At 36.6% G+C, this 25,352-nt stretch carries 20 protein-coding genes and 1 pseudogene; 16 read left to right on the top strand and 5 right to left on the bottom strand.

Annotated elements, in window-relative coordinates:
* Positions 1-5: 5 nt before the first annotated feature.
* Positions 6-2,636 carry a valine--tRNA ligase gene (locus tag BUL40_RS14675; RefSeq protein WP_080319863.1) on the bottom strand — a complete coding sequence of 877 codons (2,631 nt, stop codon included), beginning with the start codon at positions 2,634-2,636 and terminating at the stop codon, positions 6-8.
* Between the two features lie 195 nt (positions 2,637-2,831).
* Between BUL40_RS14675 and BUL40_RS14670 the strand changes: the two genes are divergently transcribed.
* Positions 2,832-3,218 (top strand): DUF1573 domain-containing protein, encoded by a 387-nt coding sequence (locus BUL40_RS14670; RefSeq protein ID WP_040579088.1) that lies wholly within the window; start codon positions 2,832-2,834, stop codon positions 3,216-3,218.
* 42 nt (positions 3,219-3,260) lie between these two features.
* On the opposite strand, the gene BUL40_RS14665 is transcribed toward BUL40_RS14670, so the two are convergent.
* Positions 3,261-4,607, bottom strand: coding sequence for an aspartyl protease family protein (locus tag BUL40_RS14665; protein ID WP_244901884.1), 1,347 nt, complete (start codon positions 4,605-4,607; stop codon positions 3,261-3,263).
* 149 nt (positions 4,608-4,756) lie between these two features.
* On the opposite strand from BUL40_RS14665, the gene BUL40_RS14660 reads away from it, so the two are divergent.
* From BUL40_RS14660 to BUL40_RS14620, 9 genes are all read left to right on the top strand, one after another.
* Positions 4,757-5,950 (top strand): pyridoxal phosphate-dependent aminotransferase, encoded by a 1,194-nt coding sequence (locus tag BUL40_RS14660; RefSeq protein ID WP_080319861.1) that lies wholly within the window; start codon positions 4,757-4,759, stop codon positions 5,948-5,950.
* The gene (gene murB, locus BUL40_RS14655; protein WP_080319860.1) at positions 5,947-6,963 is read left to right on the top strand and encodes a UDP-N-acetylmuramate dehydrogenase; all 1,017 of its coding nucleotides are present in this window, start codon (positions 5,947-5,949) and stop codon (positions 6,961-6,963) included. The genes BUL40_RS14660 and murB overlap by 4 nt, the downstream gene beginning before the upstream one ends.
* Positions 6,964-7,154: 191 nt before the next feature.
* Positions 7,155-7,718 (top strand): RNA polymerase sigma factor, encoded by a 564-nt coding sequence (locus tag BUL40_RS14650; RefSeq protein ID WP_010519884.1) that lies wholly within the window; start codon positions 7,155-7,157, stop codon positions 7,716-7,718.
* Positions 7,715-8,473: an anti-sigma factor domain-containing protein gene (locus BUL40_RS14645; RefSeq protein WP_080319859.1), complete on the top strand. Its 759-nt coding sequence runs from the start codon at positions 7,715-7,717 to the stop codon at positions 8,471-8,473. The genes BUL40_RS14650 and BUL40_RS14645 overlap by 4 nt, the downstream gene beginning before the upstream one ends.
* Before the next feature lie 71 nt (positions 8,474-8,544).
* Positions 8,545-8,751, top strand: coding sequence for a hypothetical protein (locus BUL40_RS14640; protein WP_010519886.1), 207 nt, complete (start codon positions 8,545-8,547; stop codon positions 8,749-8,751).
* Between the two features lie 21 nt (positions 8,752-8,772).
* On the top strand, positions 8,773-9,339 hold the full coding sequence (locus tag BUL40_RS14635; protein WP_080319858.1) for an RNA polymerase sigma factor: 567 nt from the start codon (positions 8,773-8,775) through the stop codon (positions 9,337-9,339).
* Positions 9,340-9,398: 59 nt separating this feature from the next.
* Complete coding sequence (lipA, locus tag BUL40_RS14630) at positions 9,399-10,277, top strand: lipoyl synthase (protein WP_080319857.1); 879 nt, start codon at positions 9,399-9,401, stop codon at positions 10,275-10,277.
* Between the two features lie 24 nt (positions 10,278-10,301).
* A complete protein-coding gene (gene gap / locus BUL40_RS14625) occupies positions 10,302-11,309 on the top strand; it encodes a type I glyceraldehyde-3-phosphate dehydrogenase (RefSeq protein ID WP_080319856.1) in 1,008 nt (335 codons plus the stop codon).
* Positions 11,310-11,311: 2 nt separating this feature from the next.
* On the top strand, positions 11,312-13,522 hold the full coding sequence (locus BUL40_RS14620) for a tetratricopeptide repeat-containing hybrid sensor histidine kinase/response regulator (protein WP_080319855.1): 2,211 nt from the start codon (positions 11,312-11,314) through the stop codon (positions 13,520-13,522).
* On the opposite strand, the gene lpxK is transcribed toward BUL40_RS14620, so the two are convergent.
* Positions 13,519-14,514 (bottom strand): tetraacyldisaccharide 4'-kinase, encoded by a 996-nt coding sequence (lpxK, locus tag BUL40_RS14615; RefSeq protein WP_080319854.1) that lies wholly within the window; start codon positions 14,512-14,514, stop codon positions 13,519-13,521. The two genes, BUL40_RS14620 and lpxK, sit on opposite strands and share 4 nt — an antisense overlap.
* A gap of 46 nt (positions 14,515-14,560) precedes the next feature.
* On the opposite strand from lpxK, the gene BUL40_RS14610 reads away from it, so the two are divergent.
* Both BUL40_RS14610 and BUL40_RS14605 read left to right on the top strand, forming a co-directional pair.
* Complete coding sequence (locus BUL40_RS14610) at positions 14,561-15,655, top strand: Nif3-like dinuclear metal center hexameric protein (protein WP_080319853.1); 1,095 nt, start codon at positions 14,561-14,563, stop codon at positions 15,653-15,655.
* 6 nt (positions 15,656-15,661) lie between these two features.
* The gene (locus BUL40_RS14605; RefSeq protein ID WP_010519893.1) at positions 15,662-16,447 is read left to right on the top strand and encodes a zinc ribbon domain-containing protein; all 786 of its coding nucleotides are present in this window, start codon (positions 15,662-15,664) and stop codon (positions 16,445-16,447) included.
* A gap of 71 nt (positions 16,448-16,518) precedes the next feature.
* Here BUL40_RS14605 and BUL40_RS14600 read toward each other — a convergent pair whose 3' ends face one another.
* Positions 16,519-17,853: an FAD-dependent oxidoreductase gene (locus tag BUL40_RS14600; protein WP_010518513.1), complete on the bottom strand. Its 1,335-nt coding sequence runs from the start codon at positions 17,851-17,853 to the stop codon at positions 16,519-16,521.
* A 120-nt stretch (positions 17,854-17,973) separates the two neighbouring features.
* Here BUL40_RS14600 and BUL40_RS14595 point away from each other — a divergent pair, with 120 nt between their 5' ends.
* Genes BUL40_RS14595 through BUL40_RS14585 form a run of 3 tightly spaced genes read left to right on the top strand, consistent with a single transcriptional unit; the run spans position 17,974 to position 20,930 of the window.
* Positions 17,974-18,105 carry a DUF2256 domain-containing protein gene (locus BUL40_RS14595; RefSeq protein ID WP_010518512.1) on the top strand — a complete coding sequence of 44 codons (132 nt, stop codon included), beginning with the start codon at positions 17,974-17,976 and terminating at the stop codon, positions 18,103-18,105.
* Entirely contained in the window at positions 18,065-19,390 is a 1,326-nt protein-coding gene (locus BUL40_RS14590; protein ID WP_080319852.1) for a DASH family cryptochrome, read from the top strand. Before BUL40_RS14595 ends, BUL40_RS14590 begins: the two co-directional genes overlap by 41 nt.
* Positions 19,353-20,930: a cryptochrome/photolyase family protein gene (locus tag BUL40_RS14585; protein WP_080319851.1), complete on the top strand. Its 1,578-nt coding sequence runs from the start codon at positions 19,353-19,355 to the stop codon at positions 20,928-20,930. The genes BUL40_RS14590 and BUL40_RS14585 overlap by 38 nt, the downstream gene beginning before the upstream one ends.
* Positions 20,931-21,067: 137 nt before the next feature.
* Here BUL40_RS14585 and BUL40_RS14580 read toward each other — a convergent pair.
* Positions 21,068-21,615: pseudogene (locus tag BUL40_RS14580) on the bottom strand (ClpP family protease).
* A 306-nt stretch (positions 21,616-21,921) separates the two neighbouring features.
* Between BUL40_RS14580 and BUL40_RS14575 the strand changes: the two are divergent.
* Positions 21,922-25,352, top strand: a 3,431-nt coding sequence (locus BUL40_RS14575) for a Calx-beta domain-containing protein (protein ID WP_317044022.1), incomplete at its 3' end; no start/stop codon positions are given.

The following is a 25,352-nucleotide window of genomic DNA, read 5'->3' as shown; positions in this document are numbered from 1 at the left end:
AGCTTCTAGCCTAGATTGGCTAAACTCTTTTCTAAAGTTTCAATTTTAGCCTCTGCATCCGCGGCCTTTTTACGTTCTATCTCTACCACCTTTTCTGGCGCATTATTTACAAAACGCTCGTTACTTAATTTTTTCTGTACAGATTTTAAAAAGCCTTTAGTATACTCTAATTCTTGCTGAATTTTCTCTTTCTCTGCTTCTACATCTATAGCCCCAGAAATTGGAATAAAATACTCGTTACTCTTAACCCTGAACGTCAAAGCTCCCTCCACAGAGGCATCTACCGTAGCGATACTTTCTATATTGCCCAACTTCTGGATAATAGCATTCATACTTTCCGAAGTACCGGACTGATTTAAAATAGACAGCTCTAATACCTCTTTATTAGGGATATTTTTGTCCTTACGTATGGTTCTAATACCAGCAATTACCTCAGTAGCAAACGCAAATTCTTCTACAATGTTGGTATCAAAAGTCTCTTTGGTAGGCCATGCTGCCACACAAAGTGCTTCTTTGGCATCGCGTTCCGCAATATGTTGCCATACTTCCTCCGTTAAGAATGGCATAAAAGGATGCAACAACTTTAAGTTATCTTCCAATATACCTAGCACCTCATCAAAGGTTTTCTGGTCTATCGGCTGTTGGTATGCTGGTTTTACAATTTCTAGTAACCAAGAACTGTAATCGTCCCAAATTAATTTGTAAATAGCCATTAAAGCATCGGAAATACGGTATTTGCTAAAATGGTCCTCAATTTCTACTAGTACCTGTTGGTAACGTGCTTTGTACCAATCTATGCCTACACGTGCTGCTTCAGGCTGGGGAATATCTGCTATTTCCCAACCTTTAACCAATCTAAAGCCGTTCCAAATTTTATTGGCGAAGTTAGAACCTTGCTGGCATAAGGCTTCATCAAACAATAAATCGTTACCCGCGGCAGAACTCAACAGCAATCCCACACGTACACCGTCTGCACCAAACTGTTCAATCAACTTTAAGGCATCTGGTGAGTTACCTAAAGATTTGGACATCTTTCTACGCTGTTTATCGCGTACCAAACCGGTTAAATACACGTTCTCAAACGGTCTTGTATCTCTAAACTCGTACCCAGCCACTATCATTCTAGCCACCCAGAAAAACAAAATGTCTGGTCCGGTAACCAAATCGTTTGTAGGATAATAGTATTTTATTTCTTCATTTTCTGGCTCTAAAATGCCTCCAAAAACACTAATAGGCCACAACCAAGAAGAAAACCACGTATCTAAAACGTCAGGGTCCTGTTTTAAATCAGCCAGGGTTAACGCAGTATTTCCAGAAGCCTGTTTTGCTAGTTGTACTGCTTCTTCCGCAGTTTCTGCAACCACAAAATCTTCTTTACCATCGCCATAAAAATAGGCTGGTATTTGCTGTCCCCACCACAATTGTCTAGAGATATTCCAATCCCGAATATTCTCCATCCAATGGCGATACGTGTTTTTAAACTTATCCGGAAACAATTTTACATCGCCAGACTCCATAACCGCTTCTAAAGCTGGTTTAGAAAGGTCTTCCATTTTAAGGAACCACTGATCAGACAGGCGAGGTTCTATTACGGCTTTGGTACGTTCAGACGTACCTACTTTGTTTACATGTTGTTCCGTTTTTACCAAAAAGCCTTTTTCTTCTAGCTCTTTGGCAATCTCTTTACGTACTACAAAACGGTCTTTACCTTGGTAATGCAAACCAAAAGAATTTAGACTGGCATCCTCATTAAAGATGTCTATTACTTCTAAATTATGTTTGTCTCCAAGGTTCTTGTCGTTTTCATCATGTGCAGGTGTAACCTTTAAACAACCGGTACCAAATTCCATATCTACATACTCATCTTCTATTATAGGAATTACCCTACCAGAAATAGGTACAATAGCCTTTTTCCCTTTTAGATGCGCATATCTTTCATCATTTGGATTGATACAAATAGCCGTATCTCCCAAAATTGTTTCTGGCCTTGTGGTTGCAATGGTTACTTTTTCATCTGACCCCTCAATTTCGTAAGCTAAATAATACAAAAGTCCATTACGCTCTTCGTAAATTACCTCTTCATCAGACAAGGTCGTCTTTGCTTCTGGATCCCAATTTACCATTCTATAGCCACGGTAAATTAGTCCTTTTTTATAAAGGTCTACAAATACTTTAATTACAGAGGCAGACATATCGTCGTCCATGGTAAATTTGGTACGTTTCCAATCACAAGAACAACCAAGTTTGCGTAATTGTTTTAAGATAACACCACCATATTCATTGGTCCAATCCCAAGCATGTTTAAGAAAGTCTTCTCTAGATAGCGTAGCTTTATCTATGCCTTCTGCTTTAAGTTTGGCAACCACTTTAGCTTCTGTGGCAATAGATGCATGGTCCATACCTGGCACCCAACATGCATTTTTACCCTGCAAACGGGCTTTTCTAATTAATACATCTTGTATGGTATTATTTAGCATGTGCCCCATATGCAGTACTCCTGTAACATTTGGCGGTGGTATCACAATGGTGTACGGCTCCCTGTCATCTGGTGTAGATGTAAAAAAATCTTGGGATTCCCAGTAAGAATACCAGCGCTCCTCTACCCTATTGGGCTCATATTTGGATGGAATTTCCATTTTCGGTATGATTATTGTTTATACAAAAATGGATTGGTCAACTATAAGAAAGCCACAACAAATTTTAACATATAGCTTTCTAGATTTACCAATCCGCTGAATACGAAACAAAAATAAGTAACGTTATTACATTACAAAAGAATTTTGGAGGTAGGTTTAAATCCCCTACTTTTGAATTTACCCAAAACTAAAAAAATGAAGAAAGTATTACTTTTAATGTTTGTTGGTCTTTTGGCCATGAGTGTAAAAGCCCAGGACAAAACAGCGAAAATTGAATTTAAGTCCGAAACGATTGATTATGGTGACATTGCAAAAGGCAGCGATGGTGTTCGCGTTTTTAAATTTACCAACACAGGAGATGCTCCTTTGGTAATAAGCAATGTTAGGTCTAGTTGCGGTTGTACTATACCTAAAAAACCAGATGCACCAATTTTACCGGGTGATGAAGGAGAGATTCAAGTAAAATATGATACAAAGCGCGTAGGCCCTATAAGAAAGGCCATTACCGTAACTTCTAATGCAGATACGCCAACTAAGGTTTTAAAAATCAAAGGGAACGTAAAAGCAGAAGGAGCTAAATAATTTTAAGTAATTTATTTACTTTACTCAAAGCCTTGACATTGATCAAGGCTTTTTGTTTTTAAATACATCTTCTACTACAAAAGAAAATTTCTTGTCGTCATTGTAACGTTCTATCATTAGTTTTACCCTTTTGCCTTTCCTTTCGTTTAGCATCTGCAACACTTCCTGTAATTTATAGTTGTGCACTTGCTTGCCATTAACAGATAAAATTACATCGCCTTTTTGTAGACCCGCCCTTTCTGCTGGGCTCCCAGCACGTATGCTAGAAACCACAATTTCTGGCACCAAACTTAATCTAGTTTGGTTGTCCATCACAATCTGCACGTTACCAAAAGAGTCATTATGTTCTGCCTTTACCCTACCTCTAGAATCTGCAATTCTTTCCGCAATGTATCTTACCCCGTTATGCTGCAAAGTTATACCAGATAGATTGTATTGGTAAGGCTTATTAAAGTTGCTGTTCTTTGTAAGGTAGACAACACTATTGCTATAATCAAAAATAAGATTGAATCGTTTTAAAACCTCTCCCCCCAAACTTCCGTTTCGTTCTCCCAAATTAGAAATTGCCTGAAAAGAAGTTTTATATGGAAATGCCGTCTTAGTTTCTTCAAGAAAAAAATCGCCTATTTTAATTCCCTTTATTTTGGATCGTTTACCATAGATTTCACCATTGAGCCCTTGTCCTAAAAATTCTTCAAAATGTTTCTTTGGCAGGTCTATACCCTTAATTGAATCTTTAAAAAGCCATAAGGCATCACTACTGCCGGTATCTACCAATAATTTTACCGGCACCTCTTTATTGCTCTCCCTAACAATACTGGCATGTAAAAATGCCTTTTTATGCTCTATTGCAAGCGTTAATTTCTGTGCTTTCTTGGGCACTTTAAAAGCTTCGTTGTTATTGTAGAGTTTTATTATGGATTTTCCATAGTTTACTTCTACTACAAAATCACGAAAGACATCGTAGCCAATAATGCCATGTACGGGCACACCTAGAGCGGGAGAAAGGTTCAAGTCTTTGTCCATTACCACAAATAGGGATTGGTCTGTATTGGTAGCCTCACCAATTTTAAATTGATTGTGAGCACTACGCAAGGCCTCAATAGGCTCGCCCTCTCCCAAACCTTTAAGGCTTATTGTAGTAACATTATTTAGTTGAATGGAATCTTGGTCTGATAAATTAAATAATATGGGGGCGCTTACACCAGAATCTAACATAAAAGTAAGTTTGGCCCCGTTTAAAGTTACTGGTACTAATATTACGTTGTTGATTTTTTGAAATTTTATACGCTCAACCTTCTTATGCTTATCCAAACTAAAATGTTGTGCATCTATACTAGAAGTATATGCCAAACCTAGAAACACCAGAAAAAACAAAGCTCGATTCAAAATACTTGCAGTTAAACAGTTATAGCTGCAATAAGTTAAGATTAAAATTTCAATTTTACACCAAACGATAGCGCAAGAGCATCGCTAAATCTTAATCTTTAATGTTGTTATACTCACATTGTTTCGCCATTTTTGCAAAAAATTAGACTATGCCCAATATATCACAGAAAGGCTTGAATATGCCTTCTTCGCCAATTAGAAAATTGGTGCCATTCGCAGAAAATGCCAAGAAGAAGGGGGTAAATGTAATTCATTTGAACATCGGCCAACCAGATATTAAAACACCAGAAGTTGCCTTAAATGCCGTAAGGAATATGAAGTTGGATGTTCTTGCCTATAGCAGAACAGAAGGTTCCGAAGCGTATAGAACTAAAATTGCCGCTTACTATAAGCAGCATGAGATAACCGTTTCCGCAGAAGATATTATAGTAACAACTGGGGGGTCAGAAGCACTTTCTTTTGTGATGGGCGCTATAATGGATCAGGGTGATGAAATAATTATTCCTGAACCCTTTTACGCCAACTACAATGGGTTTGCCACCAACAACGGTGTTACCGTAGTACCAATTTTATCTAGCATAGAAAACAACTTTGCCTTACCACCCATTGCCGACTTTGAAAAAGTAATAAGTGCTAAAACCAAGGCCATATTAATTTGTAACCCTGGAAACCCTACCGGTTACCTTTACACCAAGGAAGAAGTTGAGGAGCTGGCCCAACTAGCCAAAAAGCACGACCTATTTATAATTGCAGATGAGGTGTATCGTGAATTTGCTTATGACAATAAAAAACACCATTCTATATTAAGTATTGATGGTATAGCGGAAAATGCCATTATGGTAGACTCCGTATCCAAAAGATACAGTATGTGTGGTGCTAGAATTGGCTGTGTTGTTTCTAAGAACAAGGAGTTAATGCAAGCCATACTAAAATTTGCACAAGCAAGGCTTTCCCCTCCAACACTGGCACAAATAGCTAGCGAAGCAGCTTTAGAAACACCAAATAACTATTTTACCGCTGTAATAGAAGAATACGTTTCTAGAAGGGATTTGCTAATAAAAGGGCTAAAAGAAATTCCAGGTCTTACCGTGGCCGAACCTAGTGGTGCATTTTACTGCATAGCAGAATTACCGGTGGCAGACACTGATGATTTTGCACAATGGCTTTTAGAATCGTTTGAATTGGATGGAAATACCGTAATGGTGGCTCCCGCCTCTGGTTTTTATGCTACCGAAGGAAAAGGGAAAAACCAAATACGCATTGCTTATGTATTAGAAGAAAAAGAACTAGTTAAGGCCATAACCATTTTAAAAGAAGCTTTAAAACAATATCCACAAACGTGAACATTGAGGAAAACAAATCTTTAAAACCTTACAACACCTTTGGAATTAACGTAAACGCACGTTTTTTTCTGGAGGTAAATACGGTATTGCAATTACAAAAGGCGTTGCAGTTATCTGCCTATCCCAATTATTTTATTCTTGGGGGCGGTAGTAATATGTTATTATTAAAGGATATTGAAGATTTAGTATTACATATAAACCTTAAGGGAATCACCGTAGTAGAAGAGGATGAAGATAGGGTAATTGTTAAGGCAATGGCTGGTGAAAATTGGCACGAATTTGTTCAATGGACCTTAAAACAAGACTATGGCGGTTTAGAAAATCTTTCTTTAATCCCTGGTAATGTGGGTACTGCACCCATACAGAATATAGGCGCCTATGGCGTGGAGCTAAAAGATAGCTTTGTAAGCTGCGAAGCCATGCATATAGAAAGTCAGGAGTTAGAAGAATTTTTTACTGAAGATTGCGAATTTGGTTACAGGGATTCTGTCTTTAAAGGAAAGAAAAAAGGCAAATATATAATTACGGCCGTAAAATTTAAATTAACCAAACACAACCATCAATTACATACCCATTATGGTGCCATTGAGGCAGAGTTGGAAAAACTTAATATAGTTTCGCCTACCATAAAAGACGTTTCTAATGCCGTTATAAACATCAGGAAAAGTAAGTTGCCAGACCCCAAAGCAATTGGAAATAGTGGTAGTTTTTTCAAAAACCCTGTTATTTCCAAAAAAACGTTCAATGCATTTATAAGAAAAAATAAAAATGCACCCTATTATGAGTTAGAAGACGGCACTTATAAAATACCCGCCGGTTGGTTAATAGAACAATGTGGATTTAAAGGAAAACGTTATGGCGATGCAGGGGTTCACAGCCAACAAGCCTTGGTTCTGGTAAACCACGATAGCGCTACGGGGAAAGAAATTCTAGATTTAGCTAAGAAAATACAACAATGCGTTAAGGATAATTTTAATATTACCATTGACCCGGAAGTCAACATAATAAAATAACCCCAGCAACAAGACTGCCACTGGGGTTATACCAAACCAAACTAACCAAAAATTTAATATCTTAAAAGTAACTTCTCCTTAGAATAGCTACCGTTGTAATGTATTTTTTTACTTTAGCACTAATGGATATACGGGAGAAAATTACGTTTGGATGTTTTAAATTGAATTTTTTCTGATTTTTTTTCCAAACTATGAGTAAACTACTGGAAAATCACATTGTAGAGTTATTAGAAGAGCGTAATGAAAAAGCCATGTCTTTACTTTACGATAATTACGCAGACACCCTTTTTGGGGTTGCCTATAAGGTTGTTAAAGACGAAGAATTAGCCCAAGACGTTGTACAAGAAAGTTTTATTAAAATCTGGAAAAAATCAGATTCTTATGATGCTTCCAAAGCAAAATTATTTACTTGGTTGTTTCGTATAACCCGCAATACGGCAATAGACAAATTAAGGAGTGTAAGCACAAAAACCGATAAGGAAATCCAAATTGATGTTTCTGACGTATATAATGTAGGTGAACAAAGTATAAGACCAGAGTTTTTAGACGTAAAAGAACATCTAGATAAAATAGAAGAAAAATACAGAATTGTATTAGAGGCGCTTTTCTTTGAGGGCATGACCCAACAAGAGGCCAGTGAAGAACTAGATATTCCTTTAGGAACCATAAAATCCAGACTAAAAATTGGATTAAGGGAAATGAGAAAGATTTATGGTGCCCCAGCTCTTGTACTATTTATAATTTCAATGTTATGAAAAATAAAATACACGATTTTTTAGAGAGCGATTTACTAGAGCGTTATCTATTAGGTGAGACAGATAATCTAGAAACTGCTAAGACAGAGCGGTACATAGCGTTGTATCCTGAAGTTAGAAAAGCCTATGATGAACTACAAGATAATTTGGAAGCCTATGTTAAACTACATGCCATTAAAGCTCCAGAAGGTCTTAAGGAAACCATACTTCATAAAATTAGTAAGCAAAAGAAAAATAATAGTAAATTCTATCGTTTTGCTATTGCTGCCAGCATTGTTGCCTTGTTGTTCGCTGGGTCTGCATTCTTTTTCTACGATCAAAATCAAGATTTAATGGAGAAGAATACCATCGTTAACAACAAAATCAAAACGTTGGAAATGGATATGCGCTTGGAACTAGAAGACATCCGCAACCAATATATAGTGCTTAATAATCCCAACACCAAAAAGTTAAACATTAGAGGCAATAAAAAAGCACAGGAACTTAAGGCTGTGGCCTATGTTAATCCGGTTAAAAAACTATCGTATATAAACGTGAGCCACCTACCACAATTGCCAGAAGAACAGTGTTATCAAATGTGGGCAGAGGTAAATGGCGAAATGGTAAACTTAGGCGTTATAAAACAATTTGACGATAAGGAAAAACTACTGGCCCTACCTTATGCAGACCAAGCCGTGGGCTATATAACTATTGAACCTAAAGGTGGTAATTTAGCTCCCAGTGTAGAAAACATTGTCGCAGACATCAAATATTAAAATAATTTAAAACCGGAAGACATCTTCCGGTTTTTTTCTGCTATTGCTTATTTTTGTACAAATTTTCAGATATGAAATTAGTACTACTTACAGTTGGATTGTTGGCATTGGCCTTTGCTGGTATTGCCATAAAGATTTGGGGAAAGAAAGATGGTAAGTTTGCTGGTACCTGTGCTAGCCAAAGTCCGTTCTTAAACCAAGAGGGAGAGGCTTGTGGTTTTTGTGGTAAAACGCCAGAAGAACAAGAATGCAAAAAAGATTCCGTTATACAAGCCTAGAAATTTAAGAATCCATTTTTTTTGAGCGACTCTCATTTTGATTTACAGCAAACCATTGCCCAGGCAAAGAAAGGCCAACAAATAGCATTTTCTTTGTTACTGGATAAATACTGGGGGCAGGTATACGGATTTCAACTAAAACGTACCGAAAATGAAAATGACGCAGAAGACATTACGGTGCAAACCTTTTCCAAAGCTTTTGATAAAATCCAAACCTATGACGAAAAATATGAGTTTGGCACCTGGTTGGTAACCATATCTAAAAACCTACATGTAGATTTACTTAGAAAAAAGAAAAGAAACATCTTAGACGGTAAAGACACAAGTAAACCAGAAGAGGTAAATAGTATTTTAGACAATAGCCCCACGGCAGAGGACGCTTTAATTACAGAACAAAATTTAGCAACCTTATTGGCCAACATTAAAAAGCTAAAACCGCACTATCAACAGGTAATACAACTTAGGTTCTTTAATGAGATGAGTTACGCAGAAATTGCCACAGAATTGAACGAACCCATAAACAGGATCAAAGTAAAGTTACTACGCGCTAAAAAATTACTTTCAGAAATAATTACAGATAGCAAATAGACTTAGATAAAATGGGGTTACCATTGCCTTTTCGTATATTTGTAAGCTAAACAGTTGTTATGTCCACAGAAGTTGCAACACACGTAATACCACCAAAAAAAGGCAAACCAAAATGGTTGAGGGTAAAATTACCTACAGGTAAAAAATACACCCAATTAAGAGGCTTGGTAGACAAGTATGACCTACACACCATTTGCACCTCTGGAAGTTGCCCTAACATGGGCGAATGCTGGGGAGAAGGCACCGCAACTTTCATGATTTTGGGCAATGTGTGCACAAGATCATGTGGGTTTTGTGGCGTTAAAACCGGAAGGCCAGAAAACGTGGATTGGGAAGAACCGGAAAAAGTGGCCAGATCCATTAAAATAATGAAAATTAAACATGCGGTACTAACTTCCGTAGACCGTGATGATTTAAAAGATATGGGATCTATAATTTGGGCAGAAACGGTAAATGCCGTTCGCCGTATGAACCCAAATACCACATTAGAAACCTTGATACCAGATTTTCAAGGTATAGAAACCCATTTAGATAGAATCTTATCGGTTGCTCCAGAAGTTATTTCGCATAACATGGAAACCGTAAAAAGGTTAACCAGAGAAGTACGTATACAAGCCAAATACGATAGAAGTTTAGCCATACTAAAATATTTAAAAGATAATGGTGCCCACAGAACCAAATCTGGCATTATGTTAGGTTTGGGAGAGCAAGAAGAAGAAGTTATAGAAACCTTGCATGATTTAAGAAGTGCCAATGTAGATGTAGTTACTATTGGTCAATACTTGCAACCATCTAGAAAACACTTGCCAGTTAAACAGTTCATTACACCAGACCAATTCAAAAAATACGAAGAAATAGGATTGGACTTAGGTTTTAGACATGTAGAAAGCGGTGCATTGGTACGCTCTTCTTACAAAGCCCACAAACATATTGAATAATAGCACCCAGCCGTATTTTATTAAATGACAACAATAAACATTGGCATTAATGGGTTTGGCAGGATAGGTAGAACATTTTTCCGATTGCTGACCCAACATACAAACATCAAGGTTGTTGCCATTAACGATTTGGCAGATACCAAAACCTTGGCGCATTTGCTTAAATACGATAGTATTCATGGGGTTTACAATCAAGAAGTAAGCAATGACGACCAAGCCATCATTGTAAATAAGCAAAAAATTCCAATCTATAATTACTCCCACCCAAGTGAAATAAAATGGCCTGCTAATATTGATATAATCATAGAGGCAACCGGAAAATTTAAAGCTAAAGATGATTTAACTTATCATCTTAAAAATGGTGCCAAAAAAGTAATTCTTTCTGTTCCGCCAGAAGAAGATGATTTAAAAATGATTGTACTTGGAGTTAATCACCATAGTTTAACCAAAGACGATCATATCATTTCAAACGCATCTTGTACTACCAATAATGCGGCACCAATGATTAAAGTAATACAAGAATTGTGTGGCATAGAGCAGGCTTATATAACTACCGTACATTCCTTTACTTCTGACCAAAGCTTGCATGACAAACCACATCGCGATTTACGTAGAAGTCGGGCAGCAAGCCAATCCATAATACCAACTACCACCGGAGCGGCCAAGGCGCTTACCAAAATATTCCCAGAGTTGTCTAATGTAATTGGAGGTTGTGGCATTAGGGTACCCGTACCAAACGGTTCGTTAACAGATATTACCTTTAACGTTAAAAAAGAGGTTACTATTAAAACCATTAACGAAGCCTTTAAAGCTAGCGCCAATACTACCTTAAAAAATATATTACATTACACGGAAGACCCAATTGTTTCTATTGACATAAACAATAGTTCCTATTCTTGTACGTTTGATTCCCAGATGACTTCGGTTATTGGTAAAATGGTTAAGGTTATAGGCTGGTATGATAATGAAGTTGGCTATAGCTCAAGATTAATTGACCTTATTTATTTGATAAAACAAAATGGTTTTATTTAAATTTGATAAAAGCAATCGACCCAATTAAAAAATTAACTACATTTCTTTTAATAGGCCTATTCCTTCTTCAAGGTATTAGCTTACAAGCCCTTACGCTTCAAGTATCTAACGATCCTTTTAAAGAAGCAAGAAACTTTATACACCATGATAACAAGGAAGAAGCATTAAAGGCCCTCCAAGAACTTGCCAATAGCGCAGAACAGGAGGACAATATGCAATTGCTTTTAGATACGTATCATCAATTCTCTTTGTTATATCTAGAATTAGAAGATTTAGAAACCACACTCTTTTATTGGGATAGAGCCGGTGTTTTACTAAAAACAACAGAATACCCATACGGTGATGCCGTACATAAATATATAAACGCCGTATTGTTATACAGGTCTGACAATAACTTTCAGGCCATGAGAGAATTAAACGAAGTAAAGAGGTTAACCAACGATAAAAACTTACTTAACCACATTTTATTGGCAGAAGCCGATATATACTTAAAACTAGACAAATTTGAAGATGCCAAAACCAACTATAACGCACTTTTGGTTAATTCTGACAATCTAGAACGCAGCTTTTTGGCAACCAAGGCAAATCTAGGTCTTGCAAGACTCCATAAAAAATTGGAAGATTTAGAAAGTGCACAAAAACACGGTGAGGCGGCAATGGAAATTGCACTTAAAAATCAATATTTTAGAGAAATTGACAGAGCGAGTCGTTTTTTGGCCAAAACGTATGAGGAGTTAGGAGACTATGCTAGCGCCTTAAAGTTCAATAAAAAAATATTGAATTTGAGGGACTCCATTTATAATTTAAATCGCTTAGAGGCACAGAACAAAAAAGCGAATCAAATTAAATTTGACCAGTTTGCAAAAACCTTAGAAGATTTAGAAGGTAAAAATGAAGAATTAAGCGCATCTGCTAACCGGTCAGAGATTACCGCTATACTTACATCTGCATTTTTAACCATCATTTCTATCTTAGCCGTTTCTTTATATAGAAACAACCAAATAAAGCTAAAAACCAACGATTTACTGCAGACCAAAAACAGTGAATTAGAAATTGCCAGAGATGCAGCGGTTACGGCTATGGAGGCTAAAATGAATTTTTTGAGCACTGTTACACACGAGCTTAGAACACCCCTTTATGCTGTTACAGGTTTAACCCACCTGCTCTTGGAAGAAAACCCTGCAGAGCACCAAAAAGAACATCTAAAATCCCTTAAATTTTCTGGCGATTATTTGTTGAACTTTATCAACGATATTCTTCAAATAAATAAGATAGATGCCGAAAAACTTGAACCATTAAACATTGATTTTAAACTAACCAAGGTTATAAACGACGTTATAGATTCTTTACAACAAAACGCAAAAGATTCTAAAACCAGTCTAGTGGTTAACATTGATAAAAACATACCGCCTACCCTATTGGGCGATCCGTTAAAACTGTCTCAAATTTTTATGAACCTAGTGGGTAACGCCCTAAAGTTCACCAAAAATGGAACCGTAACCGTAATCGCCAAATTAAAAGAACATACCGCGGACCAAGTAACCATCTATTTTGCTGTGAGTGACACGGGTATTGGAATTTCTGAAGAACAACAAAAAAATATTTTTGACAGTTTTGAGCAGGGTTCCATACAAATAAACCGTGAATATGGCGGAACCGGGTTAGGATTAACTATTGTAAAAAGTCTATTAGGGTTATTTGATAGTAAAATAAATTTAAATAGTGCTGTTGGTGAAGGCAGTACATTCTTCTTTGATTTAAATTTTAAGGTTAAAGAAACCTATGAGGAAGAACTAACCTTTGAGCCATCTGTAGATGATTATAATTTTGAAGGTCTTCATGTTTTAGTGGTAGAAGACAACAAAATAAACCAAGTAATCACAAAGAAAATGCTCAATAAAAAGGGTATTACTTGTGATATTGCCAACAACGGGAATGAAGCTATAGATGCAGCAAAAGCCAATGAATATGCCGTTATTTTAATGGATATTCATATGCCTGGAATTAGCGGTACGGAGGCTACCAAGCAGATACGAAAATTTAATACCCAAATACCAATAATTGCTTTAACCGCAATCTCCATGGAAGATAGCTTGGACGAATTCTTTGAAGCAGGTTGTAATGCCGTAGTAACCAAACCGTTTAAACCTGAAGTTTTCTACACCAAAATAGGCGAAAACGTATTTGGTTCCCAAACTACCAGTAATTCTTAGATTCTAGCCTTAACCAGATTTAAAAGTGCTTCGGCACCATCATCAAAAAATTGATGCCTAACCGGCAAATAATACAAAGTATCCAATTTACCTTCTAGCCTAACATAATCCTTCTCGGTAGTAAGAATAAATTGCCTTTTTGCCAATTCTTTCAATTCTGAAGCGGTAAAATTATGATGGTCCTTGTATGCTAAATGTTCAAACTGTATGTCTTGGGTCTTTAGATATGTTACCAATGGTTTTGGATTTGCAATACCCGTTACTAATGTAATTTGCTTTTTTCTTAAATCTTTAAAAGCAAATTTATCAGTATTAGAAAACACTGAATTTTCATAGGTCAAATAAGAGAAAAATACGTGTTGCTTAGGATGTTTCTTTAGACGCTTTTCAATTTCTTTTCTAGCTTTTGGCGCTAAATTATTTGGGCACTTGGTAACAACTATACAGTCTGCTCTTTTTGCAGCAACTTTGCTATCTCTTAGATTCCCGGTGGGCAAATACCAATCACTTATAAATGGATTCTCATAAGTGGTTAGCAAGATAGAAAAGCTAGGTGTAACCTTCCTATGCTGAAAAGCATCGTCTAAAAGTATAAGTTCTGGCTTTACTGTTGATGTTAATTGTTGAATACCATTTTGCCTATCCGCATCTACGGCAACAATTAGATTTTTGAACTTTTTATGTAATTGAAAGGGCTCGTCCCCCAATTGGGTTACCAAAGTTTTATCTGTAGCTTGTACATATCCTCTGGATTGCCTGCGATATCCCCTACTTAAGACGGCTAGTTTAAATTGATCTTGTAAACCGTTGACCAAAAATTCTATCATTGGGGTTTTACCCGTTCCGCCAACACTTAAATTACCAACGCAAACCAAAGGTGTACTATAGCTTTTACTTTTAAACCAACCAAAATTGTAAAATTGGTTTCTAATCCATACTACAAGCGCATAAACCAGGGAGACCGGAAATAATATTTTACGTATTAACCACACAGCAGCGAATTTATAATATTTTATCTTAGAGCTTTAAAATTTACCCATGACAATAAAAGAAGTTACAACTGTTTTAGAAGAATTAGCACCACTACAACATGCAGAAGATTTTGACAATGTAGGTTTGTTAATAGGAAATCCTAAAAACACGGTAACGGGTATTTTGGTAACCTTGGATACACTAGAAAATGTTATAGACGAGGCCATAGCTAAAAACTGTAATCTTATAGTTAGTTTTCACCCTATAATTTTTAAGGGCCTTAAGAGAATTACAGGTAAAAACTACGTAGAAAGGGTGGTACTTAAAGCTATAGAAAACAAAATTGCAATTTACAGCATGCACACTGCATTGGACAATAATCCGTTAGGTGTTAATGCAAAAATATGTGAGGTACTTGGAGTTAAAAACCCTAGAATACTTATACCTAAAACAGGTGTTATAAAAAAACTAACCACTTATGTTCCAAATACCCATTTAGAGAATCTTAGGGAAGCTCTATTTAATGCAGGGGCAGGAAATATTGGCAATTATAGCCATTGCAGTTTTAGCGTTGAAGGTATGGGTAGTTTTAAACCGGGTACCAATGCTAAGCCAACTATTGGAGAAATTGGTAAAACACATTTTGAAAACGAAAGTAAACTTAGCATGACCTTTGATCCTGTTTTTCAGAACAAGATATTGGCTACCTTATTTAAAACCCACCCTTATGAAGAAGTTGCCTATGAGCTGGTAAACTTAGAAAATGTGAACCAAAACTTAGGCATGGGTATGATTGGCACCTTAGAAAATCCTGTAAATGCAAAAGAATTTTTAGAGTTTTTGAAACATAAGATGAACGTATCCGTGGTACGCCATAGCGAATTAATTGATAAGAAAATAGAAAAAGTCGCGGTTTTGGGTGGTAGCGGGGCTTTTGCTATAAACGCGGCAAAACAAGCCGGGGCAGATATTTATATAACGGCAGATGTAAAATATCATGAATTTTACCAGGCCGAAAAAAAGCTAATCATAGCAGATATTGGACACTATGAAACAGAGCAATTTACAAAAAACCTTTTAGTACAATATCTTAACGAAAAAATTCCTAATTTTGCGGTCACTTTATCGGAGAGTATTACTAATCCCATCAAGTATTATTAAAAATTTATGGCTACAAAAACTGAGACAACCGTAGAAGAAAAACTAAGGGCATTATATGACCTACAACTTATAGATTCTAGGGTTGATGAAATAAGGAACGTTCGTGGCGAACTACCTTTAGAGGTCGAAGATCTAGAAGACGAGGTGTTGGGACTTAAAACCCGTATAGACAAGTTAAAGTCTGATATTGAGACGGTTAATTTTGAAATTACGGCCAAAAAGAATTTGATTGAAGAAGCTAAGGCTTTAATCAAAAAATACAGCGAGCAACAGAAAAACGTTCGTAACAGTAGAGAATTTAATTCTTTGACCAAAGAGGTTGAGTTTCAAGAATTGGAAATTCAATTAGCGGAGAAAAACATAAAAGAGTTCAAGGCACAAATTGAGCAGAAAAAAGAGGTGATTTCTAAAACCAAAGAGGTTTTAACAGAAAGAGACAACCATCTTAAGCACAAGAAAAGTGAGTTGGATGCTATTTTAGCTGAAACAGAAAAAGAAGAATCCGCCCTACTTAAAAAATCTGAAGAATTTGAATCTAAGATTGAAGAAAGACTTATAAAAGCCTACAAACGTATTAGAAATAACGTTAAAAACGGCTTGGCAGTCGTACCCGTAGAACGTGGTGCCTCTGGTGGTTCTTTCTTTACCATACCTCCTCAGGTTCAAGTAGAAATTGCTTCAAGAAAAAAGATTATTTCTGATGAACACAGTGGTAGAATTTTGGTTGATCCTGTTTTAGCAGAAGAGGAAACCGAAAAAATGCAAAAGCTTTTTACTAAACTTTCTAAATAAAGTTTAGCAATCAAAAACAAAAAAAGCCTTCTAAAAAGAAGGCTTTTTTTATGTTCTATTATGTTTAAAAATTAAAGATAGCTCAATATCTTTTCTTCCACTTCCTTAGAGTCCCATTTGCTTTCAATATCAGGTATTTTCATTATCTCCTTCATAATTCGTTCTTGTTCATCGCCAATATGTAAGGCATCTGAATAGGGTTTATCTGAAAAAGTAACCCTGCTATATACCGGAATCCACTTATCTGGATGGTTTTTAGCAAAATGCTTCTCTATTTTCTTTTGTAATAGAAAATTAGGGTCTGCCGTTTTCTTGCTCATTTCTATAAAGTTTCTATAACTAAGCTCGGCAATGGCATCCGTATTTGGTTTTCGCTCTTTTTCATACGCTTTAAAGACTGCTTCCCAATCATCTCCTAATTCTTCCATCAATTGGTTTAGTACAAATATATCCTCAAATCCGGCATTCATACCTTGGCCGTAAAATGGCACAATGGCATGGGCGGAATCGCCAACCAAGGCCACTTTATCCCAGTAGGTCCATGGAAAACACTTCATGGTTACCATGGCACTGGTAGGGTTTTTAAAAAAATCCTTGGTTAAATCTTCTATTTCTTTTCTAACATTTGGAAAGTACTCCTTAAAAAAATCTTTGGCCTTTTCTTCCGTAGTAAGAGTTTCAAAAGACACATCGCCTTCAAAAGGTAAAAACAAAGTACAGGTAAAACTACCATCTAAATTGGGCATGGCAATTAACATAAACTTGCCTCTAGGCCATATATGAAAAGAATTTTTATCTAATTTATGATTACCATTTTCATCTGGGGCAATGGTTAACTCTTTGTACCCCACATCTATAAAATCCTGTGAATAATCAAACCTACTTCTACGTTGCATCTTATGCCTTACCCTTGAAAAAGCACCATCACAACCAAAAATATGGTCAAACGTATACGCTTTCCATTCACTTTTCTCGGTTTCTCCTGTATAAATTTTTGCTTCGGGCAAGTTAACATCCCAAACCTTCTCATTGAATTTAAACTTAACTCCAGCAGCTTCAGCCAAATCAATCATCCTTCTATTTAGAACACCTCTAGAGATGGACCAAATTGCTTCACCTTCCTTGCCATACTTTTGAAAATAAACCGGCTGATCGTTTACGTGCATGGCCCTTTGGTACAAGGGTATGGCTATTTTTTTTATTTCCTCTTCTAGGCCTACTGCATGTAATGCATTCCACCCACGGTTACTCATAGCTAAATTTATAGACCTACCAGAAAACTGAATAGTCCTAATATCTGGTCTACGATCAAAAACGGTGACCTTATGCCCTTTTTTTATTAAATATATAGACAGTAGTGATCCTACTAAACCGGAGCCTATAATTGCTATATCCCTATTTTTCATTATCCGCTAATTGCAGTACTAGATTAATTAATTGTTAAAAGTAAGAACTATTAACCACATGATACGTTAAATGGCAACTTATTTTGTTTAATGTTTATTATTTTTGATTAAACATTTTGGATGCATAAAAAAGTACACCTACCAGAGAAAATTTGCCCCGTATGCAATCGTCCTTTTAAATGGCGTAAAAAATGGGAACGCAATTGGGAACATGTACTGTACTGCAGCGAAAAATGCAGAAAAAACAAATAGTTTGAAAGACAGCGCTATCATTTGGTTTCGAAATAACTTACGAACCCAAGACAACAAAACATTAGTAGAAGCTAGTAAACATAAGCAGTTAATTGCAGTTTACACCATTAGTCCCAATTTGTTCAAAAAGAACAAATATGGGTTTACCAAATTAGGAAAGTACCGGGCCAAGTTTCTTCTAGAAAGTTTAAGAGATTTAAAAGAGCAATTAAAAACCTACAACATTTCTTTAATCTGCAAGGTAGCTTTGCCAGAGCAACTGTTACCTGAGTTAATCAAAAAGTATAAGATCAATACGCTTTATCTACAGGAAGAATGGACGCAAGAAGAGGAAGATGAACTTACAGAAGTCGTAAAAAAGGCTCCTGAGCATTTACAAATTGTACAATTTAAAGACCAATTTTTATATCATCCCAACGCTATTCCTTTTAAGGATTACGCCCAAATACCAGATGTTTTTACCAACTTTAGAAAAAAGGTAGAGAAATATGCACAAGTAAATTACTTGCAATCAACCCCAAACACCTTAGATAAAGAAAACTTAATAATTACCAATGCAATTCCCGATTTTGGAGACCTTGGTTTTGATGAGTTTGAAACAGACCCTAGAAGTGCATTTCCATTTAAAGGAGGAAGCAAAAATGCCCATGAAAGACTTCACTATTATTTATGGGAATCTAATGCAATAACTAAATACAAAGAAACACGTAATGGTTTGTTAGGACCAGACTATTCTTCCAAATTAAGTGCTTGGCTTGCCAATGGAAGTATCTCTGCAAGAGAAGTCTTTTGGGAGGTAAAAAAATATGAAAAAGAAAGAACCAAAAACCAAAGTACCTATTGGTTAATTTTTGAGCTACTCTGGCGTGATTATTTTAAATACATAAGTCTAAAACATAATAACAAAATTTTTCAATTAGGCGGTATTTTAAATAAACATTATGATTGGAATCGAGATAAAAAAACTCTAAATCAATGGGTTGGTGGTTGCACCAAAGAACCTTTTGTTAATGCCAACATGAAAGAACTTGCGCAAACAGGATTTATGAGTAACAGAGGTAGGCAAAATGTAGCTAGTTACTGGGCAAAAAGCTTGTTACAAGATTGGCGTTATGGTGCAGCCTATTTTGAAGAAATGTTAATTGATTATGATGTGCACAGTAATTGGTGTAATTGGCTCTACGTTTCTGGAGTGGGTAACGATCCACGAGATAGAAAGTTCAACATAGCCTTACAAGCGGATCGGTATGATCCAAAAAAAGAATACCAAAACCAATGGATTTGAGCTTATGAAGACGTTAAGGTTAATTTTAGGAGACCAATTAAACCATAAACATAGTTGGTTTAAAAACAAGGAGTCCAACTGTATCTATTTAATGGCAGAAATGCGCCAAGAAACAGACTATGTAAAACATCACGTTCAAAAAGTGGTCGCTTTTTTCATGGCCATGCGCTCTTTTGCAGAAGAATTGCAAGATAAAGGCCACACCGTGTCTTATTTCAAAATAAATGCAAAAGAGAACCCGCAAGAACTATCAAAACTTATACAGCGAACCATTACAGAAAATCAAATTGAAAAGTTTGAATATCAATTACCAGATGAGTATCGTCTAGATCAACAGCTAAAAGAAATATGCCAAAATTTAGACATAGAAACGGCTGCAGTAGATAGTGAACATTTTTATACCGAGCGCCACGAACTGGCTAATTTTTTTGAGGGAAAAAAGTCGCTATTAATGGAAAGCTTCTATCGTATGATGCGTAAAAAACACGGTGTTCTTATGGCATCTAACAGCAATCCGGAAGGTGGCAAATGGAACTTTGACCAAAGTAATCGAAAAAAATGGCAAGGCAATCCAGAGATACCGCACGAAAGAGGTTTTAGAAAAGATGCCACCGCTATTTTAGAAGAGTTGGAAGAAGCTGGTATTGCAACCTTTGGAAACATTCCAAACAATAATTTAAGCTGGCCAACCACAAGGGCAGACAGTCTACAGGTTTTAAACCATTTCTGTGACGAATTATTGGTACATTTTGGGGATTACCAAGACGCATTGCACACCTCACAAAAGTACCTGTTCCACTCTAGGCTATCCTTTGCCATGAATAGCAAAATGTTATCGCCAAAAGAAGTAATAGATAAAGTAGTAGACACCTATTTAGAGAATAAGGATCAAATAGACATTAGCCAAGTAGAAGGTTTTGTAAGACAAATATTAGGATGGAGAGAGTACATGCGTGGAATTTACTGGAAAGAAATGCCTAATTACGCTACCCTAAATAAATTGAACAATACCAATAAACTGCCTGAATTCTTTTGGACTGGAAAAACTAAAATGAATTGCCTTAAACACGCAATTGGGCAGAGTTTAGATGATGCATATGCGCACCATATACAACGCTTAATGGTTATTGGCAATTACGCCTTATTAACGCAAATAAATCCAGATGAAGTAGATAAATGGTACTTGGGCGTTTACATTGATGCATTGGAATGGGTAGAAATTACCAATACAAGGGGTATGAGCCAATTTGCAGACGGCGGTATTGTAGCCACAAAACCCTATGTTAGTAGCGCCAACTATATTAATAAGATGGGTAATTACTGTAAAAATTGCTACTACAAACACACCCAAAAAACAGGAGAAGCCGCTTGCCCCTTTAATTCTTTGTATTGGCATTTTTTAGATGAAAAAAAAGAATATTTTAAAGATAACCAGCGCATGGGAATGATGCTGAACTTGCTAAAGAAAAAGGACGCCAAAGAACTGGAACAACTTAAAGAACGCGCCCAACAGGTTATTGAAAATCCTGATAATTTTTAAAATATTTAACTTATAGCCAACGTCTTTAGACCTATTAATTATCGTATATCCTTAAAAATAACGCAGTAGCGAATATATATAAAAAGACCTTCATAAATAATTATGAAGGTCTTTTCATTTCTGTTTAAGCAGTATTTCTATTCTAGAATACCATCTACTATCCCATATTCCAAGGATTCTTTGGCATCCATCCAGTAATCACGATCAAAATCTTTCATTACTTTTTCAAAAGTTTGTCCGCAATTATCAGCAAGAATGTGTGCGCCAATTTCCTTGGTCTTAATTATTTCCCTTGCTTGTATTTCAATGTTAGAGGCTTGGCCCTGAGCACCTCCACTTGGTTGGTGGATCATTACCCGTGCATGGGGCTGTATAAAGCGTCTTCCTTTTTCCCAACAGATAGCAAAATAGACCCCATAGATGCGGCCAAACCAGAACAAACGGTAGACACTGGGCTTTTTATTTGTTTAATAGTATCATAAATAGCAAAACCAGAAGTAACGTAACCTCCAGGACTATTTATGATCAATTGTATTTCATCATTACTAATCATATCCAAATACAATAACCTATCTACAACGTGTTTAGCAGAATCGTCGTTAACCATTCCCCACAAAAACACCTTGCGCTCTTCTAATAACTTGGTTTGTATTTGTTCTTGTACTTTTCCTTTCTTGTCGCTCATATTTTTTATCTAAAAAGATGTATTTCAAAATTAAATAAAATAATCGTGTTAACTACTAAACGAAAATCCCTGTTTTCCTACAAATTCTTACAAAGATTCTTAGCCTAACTGCCAACCACAAAAATCCACTGGACTACAACACTTTAATAATTGTTTTAACATTTAACCGTTAACAAATTTTGTGATTTTAACGAAATAAACAGCACAAACACCGTGTAATTTATCGATTGGGTCAAAGGCAATCTAATTTTAGCCAAAATTGAAATCCCAAATCAATTTACACAAGTATTAAACAAACTTAACCATATGCGAAATACATATATCGCTAATAACTACATGCAGAAACTAATTGTTTTTGCAATACTTCTAAATTGTTTGCAATCTTCCCTAGTTGCGCAATTACAAACTCCATTTACTCCCAGGTATTCAGAAACCATTAATGGTGATGTTACTATGATTGCCAATAATGTGCTTTCTAGAACTGCCAATGGTAATTACAACGGAGAAGATGGAAACCATAATTTTACAGATAACGTCTTTGTAGACATTGACTCGGATAATTCCACTTTTAATTCGTCCAATGCAGAATTTAAAAATCCATTACCAAGTGTAAGTTGTTATAATTTTAAAAAAGTACTGCTGTATTGGGCTGCTGCGGATAAAGAATATCAAACTACCGCTACGGATACCATAGCAGGTACGGGAGGCACAGAACCTAGTTGGGATTTTAGGCAAGTTAAGCTACAATTACCCGGAGAAACAGCTTATAACACCATTGATGCGGATGAAGTTATTTTTAGAGGTAGGGATACGCATTTTGTAAACGACCCTTACGTTTGTGTAAAAGACATAACAGCAGAAGTAGAAGCCTTGGCAAATCCTTTTGGCATTTACCAAATTGCCAATGTAAAAGCTACAGAAGGTAGGTTACAGTCCCATCTAAATAATAGAACAGGTACCTCTGGTGGTTGGCAAATTGTTTTTGTTTATGAAAACGAAAGCTTAAACCTAAGAAATGTAACTCTTTTTGATGGCTACGTACACACCACACAAACCCAAGGTGAAACCGAGTTTAATTTCTCGGGCTTTCAAACAGTACCTACAGGAAAAGTTAATGCAGACATCATTTTTGGTGCCCTAGAAGGTGACAGAGATATTACGGGAGACCGCTTTCAAATTTTAGACACTAGCAACCAATGGTTTGAGATGACTGAAGGTTCAGGTGCCAACAAGGTACGTGATACCGTTAACTTTTTTAATAGTAGAATTACCTTAAAGAATAAAGATTTTTTAGATAGAACACCCGCAAGCACCAATACTTTGGGCTTTGATGCTGGGATTTTTGAATTAAAAAACACGGCAAATACTATAATCGGCAACAACCAAACTTCGGCTAGATTAAGAATTACCTCTACACAAGAAACCTATGGCGTTTACTTAACCGGACTAAGTATAGAGGTGTATGAGCCAAATTTAGGATCCATGCAGCTTACTACAGAAGACAATAATACCTTTTTAGAAGCTGGCGACAACCCTATTTTGCGTTTAACCGTGAATAATACGGGTAATGATCATGTTAGGGACCTAACCATTACAACTACCTTACCAGAACAATTAGATTTTATTGGAAATGATGATAGCCCGGCAGGAACCACCTATAGTTTTAACGCAACTACCAGAGTCTTAACCATTGCCGTACCAGATGGTGCAACGGATATCAATTCCCCAAGTTATAACCTGGATTTTGAGGTCCATGTAAAAGACCCCTGTCCCGGTTGTCTGGATAATTTTGCTCTGCAAGCTTCTGCAAGCTATACAGGAGCTATTAATACTACAGAAAAAAACAGTGTAAGTTCTGGCTCGTTTGATGAATGTAATTTACCAAATCATGACCCAACCCAATTTACCATAAAACCAAATATTAGAGTTACGGATGGCAGTGCGGAAGAAGGTAATACCATTCCAATTAATGTAACATCTAGTCATGTATTAAGCAATCCCGTAAGTTTTGAAGTTAGTTATAGCAATAACACTACCACGGATGAAGATTATACTAGACCTATCAATGTAACCATCCCAGCTAATACTAGTTCAGCTTCTGTAGGTATTGTTGCTGTAGATGACGATTGGGCAGAAGCAACAGAACAAACTTTTGAAGTAAGTATTGGCAACCCTACTAGCGACGTTAACTTAGAGGATGACAATGCTATTGCCACCGTAATAGATACGGATGTAGCCTATATTGTGGGTGGTAATTTTAGTGCTACGGAAGGTGACGATATTCAATACCGATTTTTCTTATCAACTGATCAAAATTCAGATGGCCGTACGTATGTTGGAATTGAAGATGAATATTTTTTAGATGCGCTATTTCAAGAAAAAGCGAACGCTACAAACCCAGCTACAGATGGGGCCGATTTTAATAGCTTTTCTACCACAGTATCTTTTCCTGCAGGTTCCCTAGCTGGTACAGAACTTTTTATTCCTGTACCCACTATAGATGATAACATTTTTGAACCAACCGAAGAATTTGAGATTGTAAAGTCTTACAATTCAGCAGAGAACAGCAAATACAGCATAGGCCCTAGAAGAGTACGTTTAAATATGGAGCGCAGCGTTTTACGTATTTTGGATAACGATAATTTTGCACCTGGACTCGGGGTTAGTGTAACTGATTTTGATGTTCCTGAGAATGTGGGGACTGCGGAATTCATAGTTTCCTACAAAGGACTTACAATTCAAAATGGTTTTACCGTAGACTACGAAGTTACCAACGGTTCAGCTACCAGACCTAATGATTACACCATTGATGCAAATGCATATACGGGAACGCTTATCTTCCCTGCCAATACGCAAAATGGGGACACCCAAACAGTTACTTTAAATATTCTTGACGATTTAATCCTAGAGCAAGCTGAAACGGTAAACATAAGGCTATCAAATCCATCTAACATCTTTATTCCCATGGTAGATGTTAATGGTGTAGGTACAATACAGGACAACGAAAGTTTTGGTTCTGGCGAAGGATTAAATGCAGAGGGGTTCACAATTTTAGAAAATGTAGGCACAACCAACTTTACCATTCGTTATACTGGTCCTGATGTACAAGATGCTTTTGATGTAAATTATGTAATTGCCAATGGTACGGCTTCCACTCCAGCAGATTATACGGTAGCTAATGCTTCTGGCACTATTACATTTCCTGCGGGCACAAGAACTAATGATACCATTAACATTCCGGTTACTATTATTAATGATAATATAATTGAAGGTCAAGAACAACTTAGTTTAACGATAAGCACTCCTAATAATAGTTTAGTTCCCATAAACGGTGCTACCGCAAATGGTATCATCAATGATGATGACGGCACAGGTACGGAAGGTCTGTCCATAATACAGACCGATGTTATCGTAACTGAAGGTATGGGCGTTACCGCTACTTTTGATGTTACCCTTACTGGAACGTATGCCGCTGGTTTTGATGTGGATTTCTCCACCGCTTTTGGTACGGCTACCGCAACCGACTTTACGCCTATCACTAATGGAACAATTTCTTTTGCGGGTACGGATGGCGAGGTACAACAAATCGTGGTGAACATCTTGGATGATGCTATCATTGAACCGCAAGAAGCGTATACCGTTACCTTGAACAGCACTACCAATCCGTTGGTGCCTATAAACGATGCTACCGCTAATGGTATCATCAATGATGATGACGGCACAGGTACGGAAGGTCT

This window comes from Croceivirga radicis, assembly GCF_002072105.2.
GTDB lineage: Bacteria > Bacteroidota > Bacteroidia > Flavobacteriales > Flavobacteriaceae > Croceivirga > Croceivirga radicis.
This window is presented reverse-complemented; position numbering and strand designations above follow the sequence as displayed.